The organism is Mesorhizobium monacense (genome assembly GCF_056781675.1).
Genome location: NZ_CM165567.1, coordinates 2,181,008 through 2,195,282, shown reverse-complemented (window position 1 = coordinate 2,195,282; position 14,275 = coordinate 2,181,008). Strand labels below are relative to the sequence as shown.

At 60.3% G+C, this 14,275-nt stretch carries 16 protein-coding genes and 1 tRNA gene; 9 read left to right on the top strand and 8 right to left on the bottom strand.

Translation table 11 applies throughout. From position 1 onward, the window contains the following. Positions 1-18: 18 nt before the first annotated feature. Positions 19-1,800 (bottom strand): glyoxylate carboligase, encoded by a 1,782-nt coding sequence (gene gcl / locus AC1RUK_RS10450; RefSeq protein ID WP_481835676.1) that lies wholly within the window; start codon positions 1,798-1,800, stop codon positions 19-21. Between the two features lie 203 nt (positions 1,801-2,003). Between gcl and bhcR the strand changes: the two genes are divergently transcribed. Both bhcR and AC1RUK_RS10440 read left to right on the top strand, forming a co-directional pair. After that, positions 2,004-2,888, top strand: coding sequence for an HTH-type transcriptional regulator BhcR (gene bhcR / locus AC1RUK_RS10445; protein ID WP_436175907.1), 885 nt, complete (start codon positions 2,004-2,006; stop codon positions 2,886-2,888). A gap of 64 nt (positions 2,889-2,952) precedes the next feature. Then, a complete protein-coding gene (locus tag AC1RUK_RS10440) occupies positions 2,953-3,438 on the top strand; it encodes a YbaK/EbsC family protein (protein ID WP_481835677.1) in 486 nt (161 codons plus the stop codon). A gap of 76 nt (positions 3,439-3,514) precedes the next feature. Here AC1RUK_RS10440 and AC1RUK_RS10435 read toward each other — a convergent pair whose 3' ends face one another. From AC1RUK_RS10435 to AC1RUK_RS10425, 3 genes are all read right to left on the bottom strand, one after another. Then, complete coding sequence (locus tag AC1RUK_RS10435; RefSeq protein ID WP_481835678.1) at positions 3,515-3,871, bottom strand: hypothetical protein; 357 nt, start codon at positions 3,869-3,871, stop codon at positions 3,515-3,517. 188 nt (positions 3,872-4,059) lie between these two features. Beyond that, positions 4,060-4,368, bottom strand: a complete 309-nt coding sequence (locus tag AC1RUK_RS10430) for a BA14K family protein (protein WP_481835679.1) — start codon at positions 4,366-4,368, stop codon at positions 4,060-4,062. Positions 4,369-4,598: 230 nt separating this feature from the next. Then, the gene (locus AC1RUK_RS10425; protein ID WP_481835680.1) at positions 4,599-4,766 is read right to left on the bottom strand and encodes a hypothetical protein; all 168 of its coding nucleotides are present in this window, start codon (positions 4,764-4,766) and stop codon (positions 4,599-4,601) included. Positions 4,767-4,922: 156 nt separating this feature from the next. Here AC1RUK_RS10425 and AC1RUK_RS10420 point away from each other — a divergent pair. From AC1RUK_RS10420 to AC1RUK_RS10410, 3 genes are all read left to right on the top strand, one after another. Continuing rightward, positions 4,923-4,998: transfer RNA gene (locus tag AC1RUK_RS10420), tRNA-Thr, on the top strand. Between the two features lie 240 nt (positions 4,999-5,238). After that, positions 5,239-5,547 carry a DUF2934 domain-containing protein gene (locus AC1RUK_RS10415; protein ID WP_481835681.1) on the top strand — a complete coding sequence of 103 codons (309 nt, stop codon included), beginning with the start codon at positions 5,239-5,241 and terminating at the stop codon, positions 5,545-5,547. Between the two features lie 1,552 nt (positions 5,548-7,099). Then, complete coding sequence (locus tag AC1RUK_RS10410) at positions 7,100-7,555, top strand: phasin (RefSeq protein ID WP_481840231.1); 456 nt, start codon at positions 7,100-7,102, stop codon at positions 7,553-7,555. 71 nt (positions 7,556-7,626) lie between these two features. On the opposite strand, the gene AC1RUK_RS10405 is transcribed toward AC1RUK_RS10410, so the two are convergent. Then, positions 7,627-7,806, bottom strand: coding sequence for a hypothetical protein (locus AC1RUK_RS10405; RefSeq protein ID WP_481835684.1), 180 nt, complete (start codon positions 7,804-7,806; stop codon positions 7,627-7,629). 612 nt (positions 7,807-8,418) lie between these two features. Here AC1RUK_RS10405 and AC1RUK_RS10400 point away from each other — a divergent pair. From AC1RUK_RS10400 to AC1RUK_RS10390, 3 genes are all read left to right on the top strand, one after another. Further along, a complete protein-coding gene (locus AC1RUK_RS10400) occupies positions 8,419-9,018 on the top strand; it encodes a cupin domain-containing protein (RefSeq protein WP_481835685.1) in 600 nt (199 codons plus the stop codon). A gap of 42 nt (positions 9,019-9,060) precedes the next feature. Next, on the top strand, positions 9,061-9,312 hold the full coding sequence (locus AC1RUK_RS10395) for a hypothetical protein (RefSeq protein ID WP_481835686.1): 252 nt from the start codon (positions 9,061-9,063) through the stop codon (positions 9,310-9,312). An 896-nt stretch (positions 9,313-10,208) separates the two neighbouring features. Further along, positions 10,209-10,367, top strand: coding sequence for a hypothetical protein (locus AC1RUK_RS10390; RefSeq protein ID WP_481835687.1), 159 nt, complete (start codon positions 10,209-10,211; stop codon positions 10,365-10,367). Positions 10,368-10,480: 113 nt separating this feature from the next. Here AC1RUK_RS10390 and AC1RUK_RS10385 read toward each other — a convergent pair whose 3' ends face one another. After that, complete coding sequence (locus tag AC1RUK_RS10385) at positions 10,481-11,095, bottom strand: TetR/AcrR family transcriptional regulator (RefSeq protein ID WP_481835688.1); 615 nt, start codon at positions 11,093-11,095, stop codon at positions 10,481-10,483. 171 nt (positions 11,096-11,266) lie between these two features. Here AC1RUK_RS10385 and AC1RUK_RS10380 point away from each other — a divergent pair, with 171 nt between their 5' ends. Next, positions 11,267-12,028, top strand: a complete 762-nt coding sequence (locus tag AC1RUK_RS10380; protein WP_481839529.1) for an MBL fold metallo-hydrolase — start codon at positions 11,267-11,269, stop codon at positions 12,026-12,028. A gap of 19 nt (positions 12,029-12,047) precedes the next feature. On the opposite strand, the gene AC1RUK_RS10375 is transcribed toward AC1RUK_RS10380, so the two are convergent. Then, positions 12,048-12,749: a TetR/AcrR family transcriptional regulator gene (locus AC1RUK_RS10375; protein ID WP_481835689.1), complete on the bottom strand. Its 702-nt coding sequence runs from the start codon at positions 12,747-12,749 to the stop codon at positions 12,048-12,050. A 41-nt stretch (positions 12,750-12,790) separates the two neighbouring features. Further along, positions 12,791-14,218, bottom strand: coding sequence for an amidase (locus AC1RUK_RS10370; RefSeq protein ID WP_481835690.1), 1,428 nt, complete (start codon positions 14,216-14,218; stop codon positions 12,791-12,793). Positions 14,219-14,275: the final 57 nt, after the last annotated feature.

Below are 14,275 nucleotides of genomic sequence, written 5' to 3'. Positions count from 1 at the left end.
TTTTTCTCCTTGTTCCCGCTAATCAAGCATCACGATGGCCGTCGGCGCATCCTCATGGCTTTCGGCAAGCTCCTCGAATTCGGTGATCTTGTCGATTTCCGTGCCCATGGAAATGTTGGTGACACGCTCGAGGATGAATTCGAGCACGACCGGCACCTGATGTTCCTTCATCAGCCGTTGCGCCTGCTTGAAGGCGCCGGCGAACTCTTCGGGCTTCCTGACCCTGACCGCCTTGCAGCCCATTGCCTCGGCAACCGCCACATGGTCGACACCGTAGCCGGCTTCGGGATCGCCGGCACGGTTGACGTTCTCGAAGGCGAGGCTGACCTCGAAATCCATCGAAAAACCGCGCTGCGCCTGACGGATCAGGCCGAGATAGGCGTTGTTCACCACAACATGGATGTAGGGCAATTTGTGCTGCGCGCCGACCGCCAGTTCCTCGATCATGAACTGGAAGTCGTAGTCTCCGGACAGCGCCACGATGGTGCGGTCGGGATCGGCGGCGCGCACGCCGAGCGCCGCCGGCAGCGTCCAGCCAAGCGGGCCGGCCTGGCCGCAATTGATCCAGTTGCGCGGCTTGTAGACATGCAGGAACTGCGCCCCGGCAATCTGCGACAGCCCGATCGTGGTGACATAGGTTGTGTCGCGGCCGAACGCCTTGTTCATCTCCTCATAGACGCGCTGCGGCTTCAACGGCACCTGCTCGAAATGCGTCTTGCGCTTCATTGTCTTCTTGCGCTGCTGGCATTCCTTCGCCCAGCCGGACCAGTCGCGCAGCTTGCCCGCCGTCCGCCACTCGGTGGCGACATCGAGCAAGATCTTCAGCGCGGCACCCGCATCGGAGACCACGCCCAGGTCCGGCGCGAAGACACGGCCTATCTGGGTAGGCTCGATATCGACATGGATGAACTTCTTGCCCTTGGTGTAGACGTCGACCGAACCGGTGTGGCGGTTGGCCCAGCGGTTGCCGATGCCGAAGACGAAATCGGCCTCCAGCATCGTCGCATTGCCGTAACGGTGCGAGGTCTGCAGCCCGCACATGCCGGCCATCAGCCGGTGGTCGTCAGGGATCGCGCCCCAGCCCATCAGCGTCGGGATAACCGGCACGCCGGTGATCTCGGCAAATTCGATCAAAAGATCGGACGCGTCGGCATTGATGATGCCGCCGCCGGCGACGATCAGCGGCTTCTCGGCCGCATTAAGCATCGCCAGCGCCTTTTCGGCCTGGGCGCGCGTCATCGCCGGCTTGAACGGTGCCAACGGCTCATAGGCGTCGATGTCGAACTCGATCTCCGCCAATTGCACGTCGACCGGCAGGTCGATCAGCACCGGGCCCGGCCGCGACGAGCGCATCAAATGGAACGCCTTTTGCAGCGCCATCGGCACCAGATAGGGCTCCATGACGGTAACCGCCCATTTGGCGACAGGTGCTGCGATCGCGGCGATGTCGACGGCCTGGAAGTCCTCCTTGTTCAGCCTGGCACGAGGCGCCTGGCCGGTGATGCACAGGATCGGGATAGAGTCCGCGGCCGCCGAATAGAGCCCGGTGATCATGTCGGTGCCGGCCGGCCCCGAAGTGCCGATGCACAGGCCGATATTGCCGGCCTTGGTCCGCGTATAGCCTTCGGCCATGTGCGAGGCGGCCTCGACATGGCGTGCCAGGATATGGCGGACTGTGCCCCTCGCCTTCAACGCCGAATAGAACGGGTTGATCGCCGCGCCCGGCACGCCGAAAGCCGTGGTGATGCCTTCTTTTTCGAGAACGAGAACCGCTGCGTCGACAGCGCGCATCCTGGCCATGTCCAGCCTCCGCAAATGTGTTGATGGCCCAAGGATGGCAGCGTTCTCGCCATTTTTCAATTTTTTCAGAATATTTTTTCATTTATAGAAAACGCCGACTGCACGCTGATTTCATTGAGTTTTCCGTTTTCCAGAATCTGGCCACACAAAAGAGTGAAAAACTTTTTCATTGCTTGTTTGGCGAAATCGGCAAGAATGACGCCATGGAAACGACCGAAAAACGCCAGCGCGGCCGTCCCCGCGCCTTCAACGGCCCCTCCGAGGCCGCTTCGGTACAGTCGCTCGACCGGGCGCTTCGCATCCTGGCCATCGTTGCCGAAGGCAGCGGCCTGTCACTGAGCGAGATCGCCGCGCAGAGCGGCCTCGCCGCGTCCACCGCCTACCGTATGCTGACGACCCTGCAAAACCACGGCATGGTCGAGTTCGAGAGCACCGACCAGTTGTGGTCGATCGGCGTCGAGACCTACCGCATGGGTGCGGCGTTCCTGCGCCGCCGCAAGCTTGTGGACCGCGCCCGCATCGTCATGCAGGAATTGATGGAAAAGACCGGCGAGACCGCCAATCTCGGCGTCGCCGAGGATGATTGCGTGGTTTTCGTCAGCCAGGTCGAGACGCATCAGGCGATCCGCGCCTTCTTCCGGCCGGGCACGCGCAGCTCCTTCCATGCCTCGGGCATCGGCAAGGCGGTGCTGGCGCATCTTGAGCCCGAGCGCGTCGGCGCCATCCTGCGCAAGGCGGGGCTGGAGCGCTTTACCGAAAACACGCTGTCCGACATCTCGGCGCTGGCCCACGATTTGGTGAGGATCAAGCTGCGCGGCTGGTCGGTCGATGACGAGGAGCGGCATCCCGGCATGCGCTGCGTCGCCGCCGCCATCTTCAACGAGTTCGGCGAGCCGATCGGCGGCGTTTCGGTGTCGGGGCCGACGGTGCGGGTGACGCAGGAGCGGCTGGCCGAGATTGGGCCGTTGGTGCGCGAGGCCGCGACGGAAATCACCAGGATGATCGGCGGCCTTTCGAACCCTTCTTCACAAGGCAGCACCGATGCATCGGGATCACTCTTCGACATCACCGCCGCGCGCTCGCCTTGACACGCGGCCGGCGACGGCCAAGTCTGCGCCGACCTTCCAAAGCCATAGTCCCCACCTGAAGAGAATGAGCCTCCAGTCCGTCAAAGCCTTCTTCGCCGAACATGCCCCCGACATCGAGGTGATCGAAACGCCGACAAGCTCGGCGACCGTGACCCTCGCGGCCGCGGCGCATGGCGTCGAGCCGGGGCAGATCGCCAAGACCATCTGCATGCGCGTCGGCGACCGGGTTCTGCTCGTCGTCGCCCGTGGCGATGCGCGCATCGACAACCGCAAGTCGCGCGATGCCTTCGGCGGCAAGCCGCGCATGCTCGATGCCGAACAGGTGGCTGACATCACCGGCCACCCGGTCGGCGGCGTCTGCCCCTTCGGCCTCGCCTCGCCGCTGCCGGTCTATTGCGACGTATCGCTGCGCACCTTCGAAGAGGTCGTGCCGGCAGCCGGCGCGACCAATGCGGCGGTGAGAATAGGCGTCGAGCGCATGGCCGGACTGGTCGGCGCCGAATGGTGCGACATCTGCCAGGATGCCCCAGGGGCCGCGGCGGCCAGCTAGTGCATGTCGCCCAAAATGCGCAGTGGTTTTGGGACAACGACATGCATAAAAACAAGGAGCTAAAGCGCGACGCGCTTTAGCCGCTCGGCAGCGCGCTTTTGCCCGCAACCTCGAAGACATCGAGCAGGATCGCCAGCCCGACGCCGCTCGCGGTGAAGATGAGACCCGCAATGAAGATGCGGTTGGCGCGCTCGTAGATGCGCCTTTGCAGCGACTGGACATCGAGCAGCATGGACAGCGCCCGCATCTGCAATGCGATGCCGACCAGGATCGGCACGACGGCGAGCAGATGGTAGGTTTGCCAAGGGATCGGGTTGGCGGCCCAATGGGTGATGAAGCCCAGCGAAAACGCCAGCAGGATGCCGACGGTGGTGACCGTGCCGTTGCGAAAAACGGGCTCGATCAGGTCTTCCTTCGGATCCTGTTCGTCCAAGGGTCCCTCCTCTCCGTTGGTCGTGGAGGGGAGATTAGACGTTCGGAAAATCGCTGTACACCGCCGGTCGCAGGCGGCGCCGACATTGGCAGTCGACCAATTCAACAAGAGCCGAACCCTCCAGACAGCGGAAAAAGGGGCCACCGAGGAGCCCCTTCTTCCAATTGCCTGAAGCGGTTCACCTCCTCTCAGAGCCGGCAGTAATGGCGGCAGCCGTCATAGCCGACATAGGTGTCGGAGTACGGGTCGTAGCTGGCATAGCGAGCGAGGCAGCGGCGGACGTGCCGCGAGTCGCCATATTCCTCGACATAGACCGGGCGCGGCTGCTGGGAGAGCAGGCTGCCAAGGACAAACCCGCCGACGCCGGCGGCGATGCCGATGCCGATTTCGCGGTGGTGATGATGGCCGTGGGCGGCCGAGGGCTGGATGGTGCCAGCCAGCGTGCCGGCGGCGACGGTGGTGGCGATCAGGCCGGAAACGAGTGTGCGCTTGAACATGACGATCTCCTGGTTTCGTTGGAGAGGCGATCCATCCGCCTCTTGATCGTCAGTCGCAGCGAGCCGGAAAAAGGTTCGACGGATTTTCGATTTTTTCGCCAAGGGGACGCAGGCGTTCTTTGGGCCGTCGATAGACCGCCTGTCGACCTGCCGGCGCAGATGTCAGCGATTTAGTAACACCGCGCACGACAGGCTGCGGTTCACTACCGACTATTCACTACTCCCCTATTCTACCCGATGCCGGTGATATGGCGCAGCCAGAAGACCAGAGCGATGAAGCCGACGATGGTGGTGACGCCGGTCCAGTCGATGTTGGCGTTCTTCACATCCTTGACGAGCCTCACGAGGAGAAGAAAGGCCACCACGACAAGCGGAAGAATGATGACGAATCTGATCATGCGACACCCTCGCTAAGGCGATTGCACCTCCATCATATGTAGGAAACGAATTGGCGGTTTTCAGCGTGCCTGCCTGCCGCCTCGACAAGATCCATTAGCAACCAAGAATAGAGTTTTGACTTTACTGGCGCACGAAATATGCTACCGGAGCGCCGTGCCCTTGTAGCTCAGCTGGTAGAGCAGCGGTTTTGTAAACCGAAGGTCGGCGGTTCGATTCCGTCCGGGGGCACCAGTTTTTCAACAATAAAATCAAGAAGTTAATTGTCTTCCCACTTGAAGCGAATGCGATTTCCAGATTGCAACACTTTGCACCTGATACCGCGGATTTCCGGGCTTTGTCACACATTCCCACGCAGTCCGTGCAACACGCATGCAACATGAGCCCCCTATGCGCACCGTCTGAAATCCCCCCCGCGCTGGATCATTCCGCAGTGCCCCGCGTTGAGAGACAATCCCTCACGGAGGATTCAACATGGGCGACACACGGCACGAAAAAATTCAGCAGCGCGCTTACGAGATTTGGGAACGTGAAGGCGGGGTGCATGGCGTTGACCAGCGGCAATGGCTGCAAGCAGAGGCGGAGATCGATAGAGAGGAATCTCTGCCCAAACCCAGAGAGATCGCCAGCTCAGACGTTTTGACCGTAGAAGCACTGGCGATGCGCACCGGTATAACCGCCGAGCAGGCCCAAGACCTCATCGACAGGCTTGGCAACGACCGCGCTGCTATCGAAGACGCCGCGCGGAGTTTGGCGGCGGGTCAACAGAATTTCAGTAAGTAGGAAGCAGCGCCTTGTTTCCAACACCTGGCAGGGCCATATCACCGCAAGCAGCCAGTGACGGCCGGAACGTCCCTTCAGATAGTTGGAGAGGTTCCCCAGAGATCCAGGCAGCATTTGAGCCGATCGACGGCGCGGTGACCATGAATGTACCGGCACCACGCGAGAGTCTCGGTAACGAAGGGAAGCGGGCGAGAGCCCGCTTTTTTGTGGCACAAAAAAGCCTTCGAATTGCTAGGTAGCCATCGCCGTTGAATATGGCGGCAAGCTCGCAGCTGGCCTGGTGATGGGGGCCCTTGCGTTCGCGATCGACCTGGCGTTGGTTGGCTAGTGGCCTTGCTTTCATATTAGCTCAACACCATATTTTCTGTGAGCCGGCGCCCCCAACCCCGCCGGCCAGGCCCGGCGGCCTATACCGAGCTCCCCCCTCAAGCTCCCCCAGGCTGCCGGACCGCTGTTGTCACCCGCCCTTAGCCTTCCCGTAGGCACTAAGCGCTGTGTCCGGCGTAGAGATCAGCCCGACTTTTTTGCTGCCACACTTGGCGCATTTCAGCTTTGGAATAAGGTCATCAGCCATCGCCGGAGCATCGGGGCCGAACCGATCGCGGAGCTTTGTCAAGTCGAGTTTCTGGCTATGGCGGCGCGTGGTGGCAAAACGCCGTCACCTCCATCTTTGCATCGATTAGCAATTGAAACGTCCAGCCCTTGCCCATGCGGCCGATATAGAGCGACGGGCATCGGTCCTCAATCCATTCGCGGAAGGCCGCGCCCGCGCCCTCGAAGGCTAGCGGGGCGCGGGCCGATTGGGTCACCCCCAACATGCAGCACCGGTTAGAGGCGATGCTGCTATGTGAACAGTCGTTGATCCGCGCAATCAGTTCAACCGAGCCAGGACTTATCCGATTTGAGGGAGCAGAACGTGCGCCTTTTGGCCAAATTACCAATACGGCGAGAACGGCCTATAAGCTTCGCCCGCCGGCGAACTTACCCCGTTTTCCGGCTAGGCCCGGCGGTCAAAGCCCAAGCCACCCCAGCCCCCGGCCGTCGGGCCGCTGGACATGGTAGAAACCCCCTACGGCTGGGTTAGCGCCATTAGCATCATAGGCGCTATAGAGGCGCCGGCCGTCCTCTCCGAACCGATCGCTGTTCGGATAGGCCTTCTTGGACCTCTTTGGCATCAGTACGCCCCATCTCCGTCCAAGGTATATTAGCAAGCCCTTGCTTTTAGAAAAGGGCAGGATCATTGCAAGGCGATGAAAGCAGTCGCCGCCGGCCTGGCTACCTGCAAACGCTAAATTAGGTTTGGAAGGCGATTCACTCAACCCCGACATGCAGACCATATGGTCTATGAAAGGCGGCTGGTTTGCGTGCGCCAAGGATTCGGTTCGGCGGAAAAATGTGACCCACCGTCGTATGCGTGTCATGTCGTTCAGTGACATTCCTTGGTGCAGCGCAACAAATATGTTGCATTGCACACAAACTTCCGTAAGGTAATGCTAGTACAAATGCGAAGGGGCTTCTTAAAGCTGCGCCCCCAAACCAAGGATGGGAAACGATGTCCAAGACCACTGAAAAGACCGCTGAATTTATCGACAACGCCGCCTTTGATGCATCCAAGGCTATTGAGCAGGTCAGTGCTTTTACCGAAAAGGGCGTCGAGCAGTCGAAAGAAGTGCTCGCCAAATTCAAGGCAGGGTCCGAGGATACCCAGAAGGTTCTGGAGTTGACCTACAAGACCGCCAAGACCGTTTCCAGCGACCTGTCGCTCAAGACCATCGCCGTTCTGCGCGCCAACGCCGACGCCGCCTTCTCGCATTTTGAAGCACTGATCGCCGTTAAGTCGCCTTCCGAATTTGTTGAACTGCAGACCGCCTTCGTTCGCAAGCAGGTTGAACAGGCCGTCGAACAGGCAAAAGACTTCCAGGCCGTCACGACGAAGGCCGTTGAAGACGTCTCTAAGCCGATGAAGACTGCATTCGAGAAGGCGATGAAGGAAATCAAAGTCGCCTAGCTTTTCTCTGAGGCGGAGCCTTGGTCGCTGGTCGGACCTGATTTGCCGCACCTACAAGCGCGTGTGGTGCGTCAGTCTTCGTCCTTGTAGTCCTCGGCTTCGTCTTTGATCTTTGCCCAATCGTTTCCATGCTTGCGGAGCAGCCCGCGCGCCTGATTGGGTGACAGGTCGGTCACTTCTGTCAGGTGTTGAACCTCCAACTTTTGCCCCCTCGCAATGCGGCTGGTGTCGCTAGATTTCTTGACGGCCATTCCTGCATCCTTCCCGGCGCCTCAATCAGATGAACGAACGCTGGTCTGCATAGTTCCGTGTTGGCTTCTACCTTCACCAGACGCGTTATCATTCGCCGCCCGCAGATCCGGCCTGATTTTCCAGAACTCCGCCCAGGTGATACGGCGAACTTGCACCGTTTCGGCGCCGACTGCGGTCGTGGCTGATCTCATTCACATGCTCCATGCTCATGCGCTTGGCCGCTTGTTCTTCACCTGATTGTAAACCTCGACATGCGTGCCGTTGACGTCGGTCACAAGGCAAATCAGCTTGGGTCGGACATGTGGGTCCGACATGTCGACTCCGACAACCTTTACGGACTTGCCCGTATCGGGGGCGATGGCATCGAATTGATTGGTAAGTGGTATCCGCGTGTTAACATGTAGTCCATGCAACATATGTGCAACACGAAGGCGAATAGAACAATATAATCAATGGCAATTTGTGGTTTTGTAAACCGAAGGTCGGCGGTTCGATTCCGTCCGGGGGCACCAGTTCGCAGCTAGAACGTCAATCTCTTGTTTTCGATGTGCCGGCATTCCTGAAATACGAGATGATCCATGTCACGTTGTGGGGACGTCTACGAGAACAAGGTGACCGGCGAATTTGCCGTGATCCTGCGTGGCACCGAAGACCGCGGCCAGGGACCAGGCATCGTTCATTTGACCGCTCGGCCGGGAGCAGCTGTCGTGGGCGAACACTTCCATCCGAACATGATTGAACGGTTTACCGTCTTCAAAGGCCGGCTCGACGCCTCCATAGCCGGGAAGACATTTTCTCTGGGACCCGGCCAATCCGCAACCGTGGATGCAGGCGTGGTGCACGATTGGTGGAACAGCAGCAAGACCGACGAGGCGCACGTCCTCATCGAAATCGAGCGCGCGCACGGTGCGGACCACATCGATCCGAACCGCTTCGAGCTGCTGATCGGCATGCTCTTCGGCCTCGCCAATGCCGGTCGGGTGGACAAGAAAGGAAAACCTTTCCTGTTTCAGGCGGCAGTCATCGCCAGGGAATTTGCCGACGTGATTGTCTTCACGCAGCCTCCACCAGCGATTCAGCGGGTGGCGCTCGCAATCCTGGCGCCACTCGCCAGTCTGCTCGGATATCGGGCGATCGACCCTGATCTCTGCAAACCGCACGCACATGTAACGCCGGCCCCCGAAATCCTCGCTTTGGTTGCGGAGCGCTGACAGGTATCTCGGAATTCACGACCCTGAAGGGAGGGCCTTCCGATGCGCTCGGCAGCACTGCGGCTTCGATCGATCCGACAAGTGCTGTTCCCACTGATGGGGTTTACCGACTGGCACGAAGGCATCAACGCGGCAGCAGGTAGGCCCGTTTTGGAAACGCAATATCGCGAGAACGGACTCATGGGAGTTTCGTCCGACGGCGCCCGAAGAGGAAGCCGAGGCTTTCTGGTGGTGTCATCCACCGTATTGAGCGCGCCGCCCGTCTCTATCGCGGCCTGCTGCGAGACGATCTAAAGGGGTAACATGCGTATGACAGAGATTGCGACAGTCGCGGCAGCAATGACGAGCAAGATCGCGGCAATCCGGCCGTTTTCTTCGAAACGGTCGCTATTTGGGTAGCCCCTTCTGGGCTTGGGTCGTGGTCGAAGTATTTCCATGGCGCCCTCCCGCAAGATTGCCGACTATAAAAGAGCATCTTGATCATATTTTACCCCGCCGAAAACGCCGCACTCAGGCACAGTTCCTAAGCAAAAAGCCGTAGTGCGGCCCGGCAGGGACGTGCGAGCGCTGTTCGGCGCCATCGTTCTTCGATCTAGCCGGGAAGCTTGTTGCGCCATTAGTTAGCGAAGACTAATATGATGACTTCTTCGCGGTCGAGAGGGCCGCCTGCATGTCGGGTCGACCTGCTTTAGCGCCTGCTACAATCGTGCTAGCTACGATGCCGATCCCTATTTGCCTTGGCGTCCCTGCTGGGCTCTGGGTAGAAGCATTCCAAACCGATCAGGATGTTCGCCAGTATTGGCGGGGCTATGCCCTTGGGGGCGCGGTGTGCGCCGTTTTGCTGATCATCGAGCTTCTGGCAATTCACCTGCTGCTCTGAGTTAGCAGCGCTGCTTTGCAGGCGTTCGCTGAGCCTTGCTGCCCCATATATTAGCGAAAGCTTGAGTTTCCTCCCAGTTGAGAGCATGCTTTGGCCACTTGACGCAAACAGTGTGGTTCTGAAGGGGAACGTCATGGAAACCGTTTGCTACGCCCAAAGTGCAATCTGTCTATTGTCGCTCTTCGCCAGCATCACGATGGCGTTTCTCGTCATGGCACCGTTCGCAGCAACGCGCCTACTGGTGTTGAGGATGCGCAGGGACGCTGTCGGGAAACTTCATCTGGCCTAAGGTCTTCCGATGCGACCAGTTATGCTGATTCTGGTCGCGGTTGCCGCGTTCTTCGCATGGGACGGGCTGTTGAACGATGGCCGGTATACGGCTCAGATATCGAACTTCGAATTCCGACAGGTGGCGATCAGTCTGCCGGGCGACATTTCGTATGGTTACGAAGGCAAGTTCAACCGCTGAAGCAGGGCGACGCGCGACCCAGCCCGGCGCTTCAGGGGTTAAGATACCCAACCAATGACCCTTGGACGGTCGTTGACAGTCGTTCCGGTAGGGCCGGTCATGGTCGACGTGTTTCACAACCCAATCGCGGCCACCAGTATCCGGTTCTGCCTGCGAATCGCCGCCCGCAATTCCGGTATCCTCGCCTCGTTACGCTTCACGAACTCGATGAACATCATGTTCATGTTGTTGAAGACCAGTTCGCCGAGTGCCGACCCGTCAATATCACGCCGCACCAGGCCGATCTCCTGCAGCCGGGCGATCAGCGCGCGGATCTGCTCGGTCAGTGCATGGTCGAGCCCGGTATAGACCTGGCCAAACGGGCTGTCGGGCAATCGCATCGAGATGGCCATCGCCTGCCGCCACATCTCCTTGCTGAGGTAATGCAGCGAGTGCTCGACATAGATGCCGAGCAGCGTATCCAGCGCATCGCCGACATTGGCCGGCGGGTTGGCAACCACGCCGCTCCCGGCGTTGAGCACCTCGTTGACCTCCATCGAGACGATGGCGCCGAGGATGTCGCCCTTGTTCTGGTAATAATTGTAGATTGTGCCGATCGACACTTCGGCCTGCGCGGCGATGGCCTCGATCTTGGCTCCTTCATAGCCGGCATCGCGGAACAGTGCCGCCGCCGCCTCGATGATGCGGCGGTGCCGATCCGCCTTTTGCCTTGCCCGCAATCCGCTCATGAAAGCCTCTTGCCATAAAAACAGAATTGACTCAATTTTAGAATTGGCTCAATTTTTTGCAAGAAGCCACAAGGCAAGGGAGAACACTCAATGTCCGCTGGCGTCGGCGCTGTCGATCATCCTGATGGCGGTCGTCACCGTTGCGACATCATCCTGCTGACGGACTGAATGATGGGCACAATTCCGGTCATCGACGCTCCGGACTGGTACGAAACCATCCGCATGAGCGACGGCGTGACGCTGATCCACGAGCCGTGGATAAAACCATTCTTCCGCTGCAACATCTGGCATGTGCGCGGCCGCGATCGCGATCTGCTGTTCGACACCGGCCTCGGCCACTTCAGCCTCAGGCGCCACGTGCCGCTGGTGACGGAGCGCAAGCTCATTTGCGTCGCCAGCCACACCCATTTCGACCATATCGGCTGCCATCATGAGTTCCCCGACCGCTGCGTGCATCGGGCCGAAGCAAAAATCCTCGCCGATCCGCGCAACGAATGGACGGTCGCCGACCGCTACGCCACCGACGCGATGTTCGATGGCATGCCGCAAGGCTGGGATACGGCGCGCTACAGCATCCTGCCAGCGCCTGCCGGCCGTCTTCTCGAACAGGGTGATGTTGTCGATCTCGGCGACCGCGCCTTCGAGGTCATCCACACGCCCGGCCATTCGCCCGGCGGCATCGCGCTCTACGAGAAGAAGACCGGCATCCTGCTCTCCGGCGACATCATCTATGACGGCCCACTGATCGACGATGTCTATCATTCGCTGGTCGATGACTATGTGGCGACGCTGCTTCGCATGCGCGACCTCGACGTCTCGGTCGTCCATGGCGGCCATTTCCCGAGCTTCGGCAAGGTCCGCTACCGCCAGCTGATCGACGAGTATCTGGCGCAAAAACGCCAAGCCGGCTGCCATCTGCTGCAGAGGCGATAGGCGACCGCAACCCGATCCGTCACTCCAGATCGAAATGGCGCGGAAACGCCTGATGCAGCAGCATCAGCATTGTCTTGCGAAGCACATCGGATTTGCCCGCCGGTGGGTTGAGGTGGTCCCAGATCCACGCGCCATGCACGAGATAGTTGAGACTTTCAGCCAGCGTGTCGGGGTCGACATCGGTGTAGCCGCCACTGCGCTTGATTTCGACCAGCAAATCGCGCGCCTCGGCATTGTAGCTGAGATCGCTGGGCAGGCCGATCTCGTTGTAGATCTGCATGCTCTTGCGATCGCTGGAGAACACGACAAAAACCGAAACCCATTTCGGATGCTGCCTGGCGAAGCGCTGCGCGCACTCGACCGCGCCCATCAGCCGCTCGACCGGCGACAGGTTCGGCGCGCGCACCAGCTTCGCCCAAAGTTCGTCGTACCGGTCGCTGAGATACTGCAGCACGGCGCGAAAGAGGTTCTCCTTGCTGCGGAAATGGAACACCACCAGCGCATTGGACGAGCCGACATGCTCGGCAATGCGCTGCATGGTGACGCTGGCCAGGCCTTCCTCGGCGATAAGGTCGATGGTGGCGTCGATGATGCGCTGGACGCTCGCCTCGCCGCGCTCGCGCCGACGGTCTTTCGGGGCGGCATCGTTCGCCGAACCCCTGCCCTCAGCCATCGCAATCTTGCGCTTCTCCGCTGCCGCGGTTGCCTTGCGTTCTGCCATTCTCATCCGGCCTTTTCGAACTTGCGGCCCCGCGTCAGATATCAAAGCGACGGGCGTGTCCCGGCACTCTCATACCATTGTCCCTGCGCCGTTTCATAGGCGAGCGCCGCCCGGAACACATCGGCATCGCAATAGGTGCGACCGACAATCTGGATGCCCGTCGGCACGCCATTCGCGGCCCTGCCCGAAGGGATGGAGAGAACCGGACAACGGCTCATCATGTTGAACGGGGTCGTCATCACCCAGCCAAGCGACGGGTTCACTTGCTTGCCGTTGATCTCGACGCTGTCTTTGGTGTGGTCGAACTCCGCCGGCACCGCGGGAATGGCGTTCGTCGGGCAGATCAGGACATCGTACTTTTCCAGCAACGGGCCTAGTGTCTGGTACATCCTGGCGGCGACATCCAGGGTTCCGACAAAATCCGCGGCTTTCGATTGTTGACCGTCCACGGCGAACTGCCGCGCATAGCTGGTCATGTCCTTGCCGTGCTCCTCGAGCAGTTGCGCCAACGAGGCGCCGAACAGATGCTCGAGATAGGCGATGCCGGCCTTCAGCACCTCGTCGCCCCAGCCCAGATCGACTTCCTCGACCGTGGCACCCAGCGACCGGAACACATCGCATGCGGCAAGCGTGTTCCTGCGCACATCGGCATCCACTTCGAAAGAACCGAGGTCCATCGAGAAACCGATCTTCCAGCCCTTGATCGGCTTGTAGTCGAGCGGCAGGCGCAATTTCGGACGCAGCGTGGCGATGTCTAGCGGGCTCGGCCCCGCCATAACGTTCTGCAGCAGGATCGCATCCCTGACGTTCCGAGCCAGCGGCCCGGTGTGGCAGTAGAAGTCAAGGTTGAACGGCGGCTCATCCGGATTGCGCCCGTAGGGCGGCTTGAAGCCGACAAGACCGCAGGCCGACGCCGGAATGCGGATCGACCCGGCAATGTCCGAGCCGGTGGCGATCGAGGATGTGCCCGAGGCCAGCGTTGCCGCGGCACCTCCGGACGAACCGCCCGGCGTGAAGTCCGGATTCCACGGATTGCGCGTGACGCCCCATCGCCTCGACCAGGTAACTCCGGCGCAGCTGAACTCAGGCGTCGCCGTGCGGGCGTGCACGATGCCGCCCGCCTTGATGACACGCTCGTTCATCGTCGACGTATGCCCGCCGATGGCGTCCTTGGTCAGCAGCGAGCCATGCGATGTCGGCTTGCCCTTGATGTAGCTCTCGTCCTTGATGCCGATCGGCAGGCCTTCGAGCGCCCCGGTCCTGGCGCCCCTGGCGTATTTCGCTTCTGCCCTTTTGGCCCGATCCATCGCCTCGTCGAAATGCGTGAAGGTCAAGCAGTTGATCGTCGCCTTCGTCGCCTCGGCGCGATCGATGGTCGCCCGCATCAACTCGACGGGCGAAAGCGTCTTCGCCTTGAACTGCCGCAATGCCTCGCTGGCCGGCATGTAGCAAAGGTCGAGATCGGTCATGAAAGTCTCCTGCGATCGCCAGGATCGCCTTTTGGCTTGATGGTCGGGGAATGGCCG

Excerpts from the sequence above, each read along its gene's own strand:
- AC1RUK_RS10395 (WP_481835686.1), top strand. The coding sequence starts at position 9,061 with ATGCGCTCGGCAGCACTGCGGCTTCGATCGATCCGACAAGTGCTGTTC.
- AC1RUK_RS10390 (WP_481835687.1), top strand. The coding sequence starts at position 10,209 with ATGCTGATTCTGGTCGCGGTTGCCGCGTTCTTCGCATGGGACGGGCTG.
- AC1RUK_RS10380 (WP_481839529.1), top strand. The coding sequence starts at position 11,267 with ATGGGCACAATTCCGGTCATCGACGCTCCGGACTGGTACGAAACCATC.
- AC1RUK_RS10430 (WP_481835679.1), bottom strand. The coding sequence starts at position 4,368 with ATGTTCAAGCGCACACTCGTTTCCGGCCTGATCGCCACCACCGTCGCC.
- AC1RUK_RS10405 (WP_481835684.1), bottom strand. The coding sequence starts at position 7,806 with ATGGCCGTCAAGAAATCTAGCGACACCAGCCGCATTGCGAGGGGGCAA.
- bhcR (WP_436175907.1), top strand. The coding sequence starts at position 2,004 with ATGGAAACGACCGAAAAACGCCAGCGCGGCCGTCCCCGCGCCTTCAAC.
- AC1RUK_RS10375 (WP_481835689.1), bottom strand. The coding sequence starts at position 12,749 with ATGGCAGAACGCAAGGCAACCGCGGCAGCGGAGAAGCGCAAGATTGCG.
- AC1RUK_RS10415 (WP_481835681.1), top strand. The coding sequence starts at position 5,239 with ATGGGCGACACACGGCACGAAAAAATTCAGCAGCGCGCTTACGAGATT.
- AC1RUK_RS10440 (WP_481835677.1), top strand. The coding sequence starts at position 2,953 with ATGAGCCTCCAGTCCGTCAAAGCCTTCTTCGCCGAACATGCCCCCGAC.
- AC1RUK_RS10385 (WP_481835688.1), bottom strand. The coding sequence starts at position 11,095 with ATGAGCGGATTGCGGGCAAGGCAAAAGGCGGATCGGCACCGCCGCATC.
- AC1RUK_RS10370 (WP_481835690.1), bottom strand. The coding sequence starts at position 14,218 with ATGACCGATCTCGACCTTTGCTACATGCCGGCCAGCGAGGCATTGCGG.
- AC1RUK_RS10425 (WP_481835680.1), bottom strand. The coding sequence starts at position 4,766 with ATGATCAGATTCGTCATCATTCTTCCGCTTGTCGTGGTGGCCTTTCTT.
- AC1RUK_RS10410 (WP_481840231.1), top strand. The coding sequence starts at position 7,100 with ATGTCCAAGACCACTGAAAAGACCGCTGAATTTATCGACAACGCCGCC.
- gcl (WP_481835676.1), bottom strand. The coding sequence starts at position 1,800 with ATGGCCAGGATGCGCGCTGTCGACGCAGCGGTTCTCGTTCTCGAAAAA.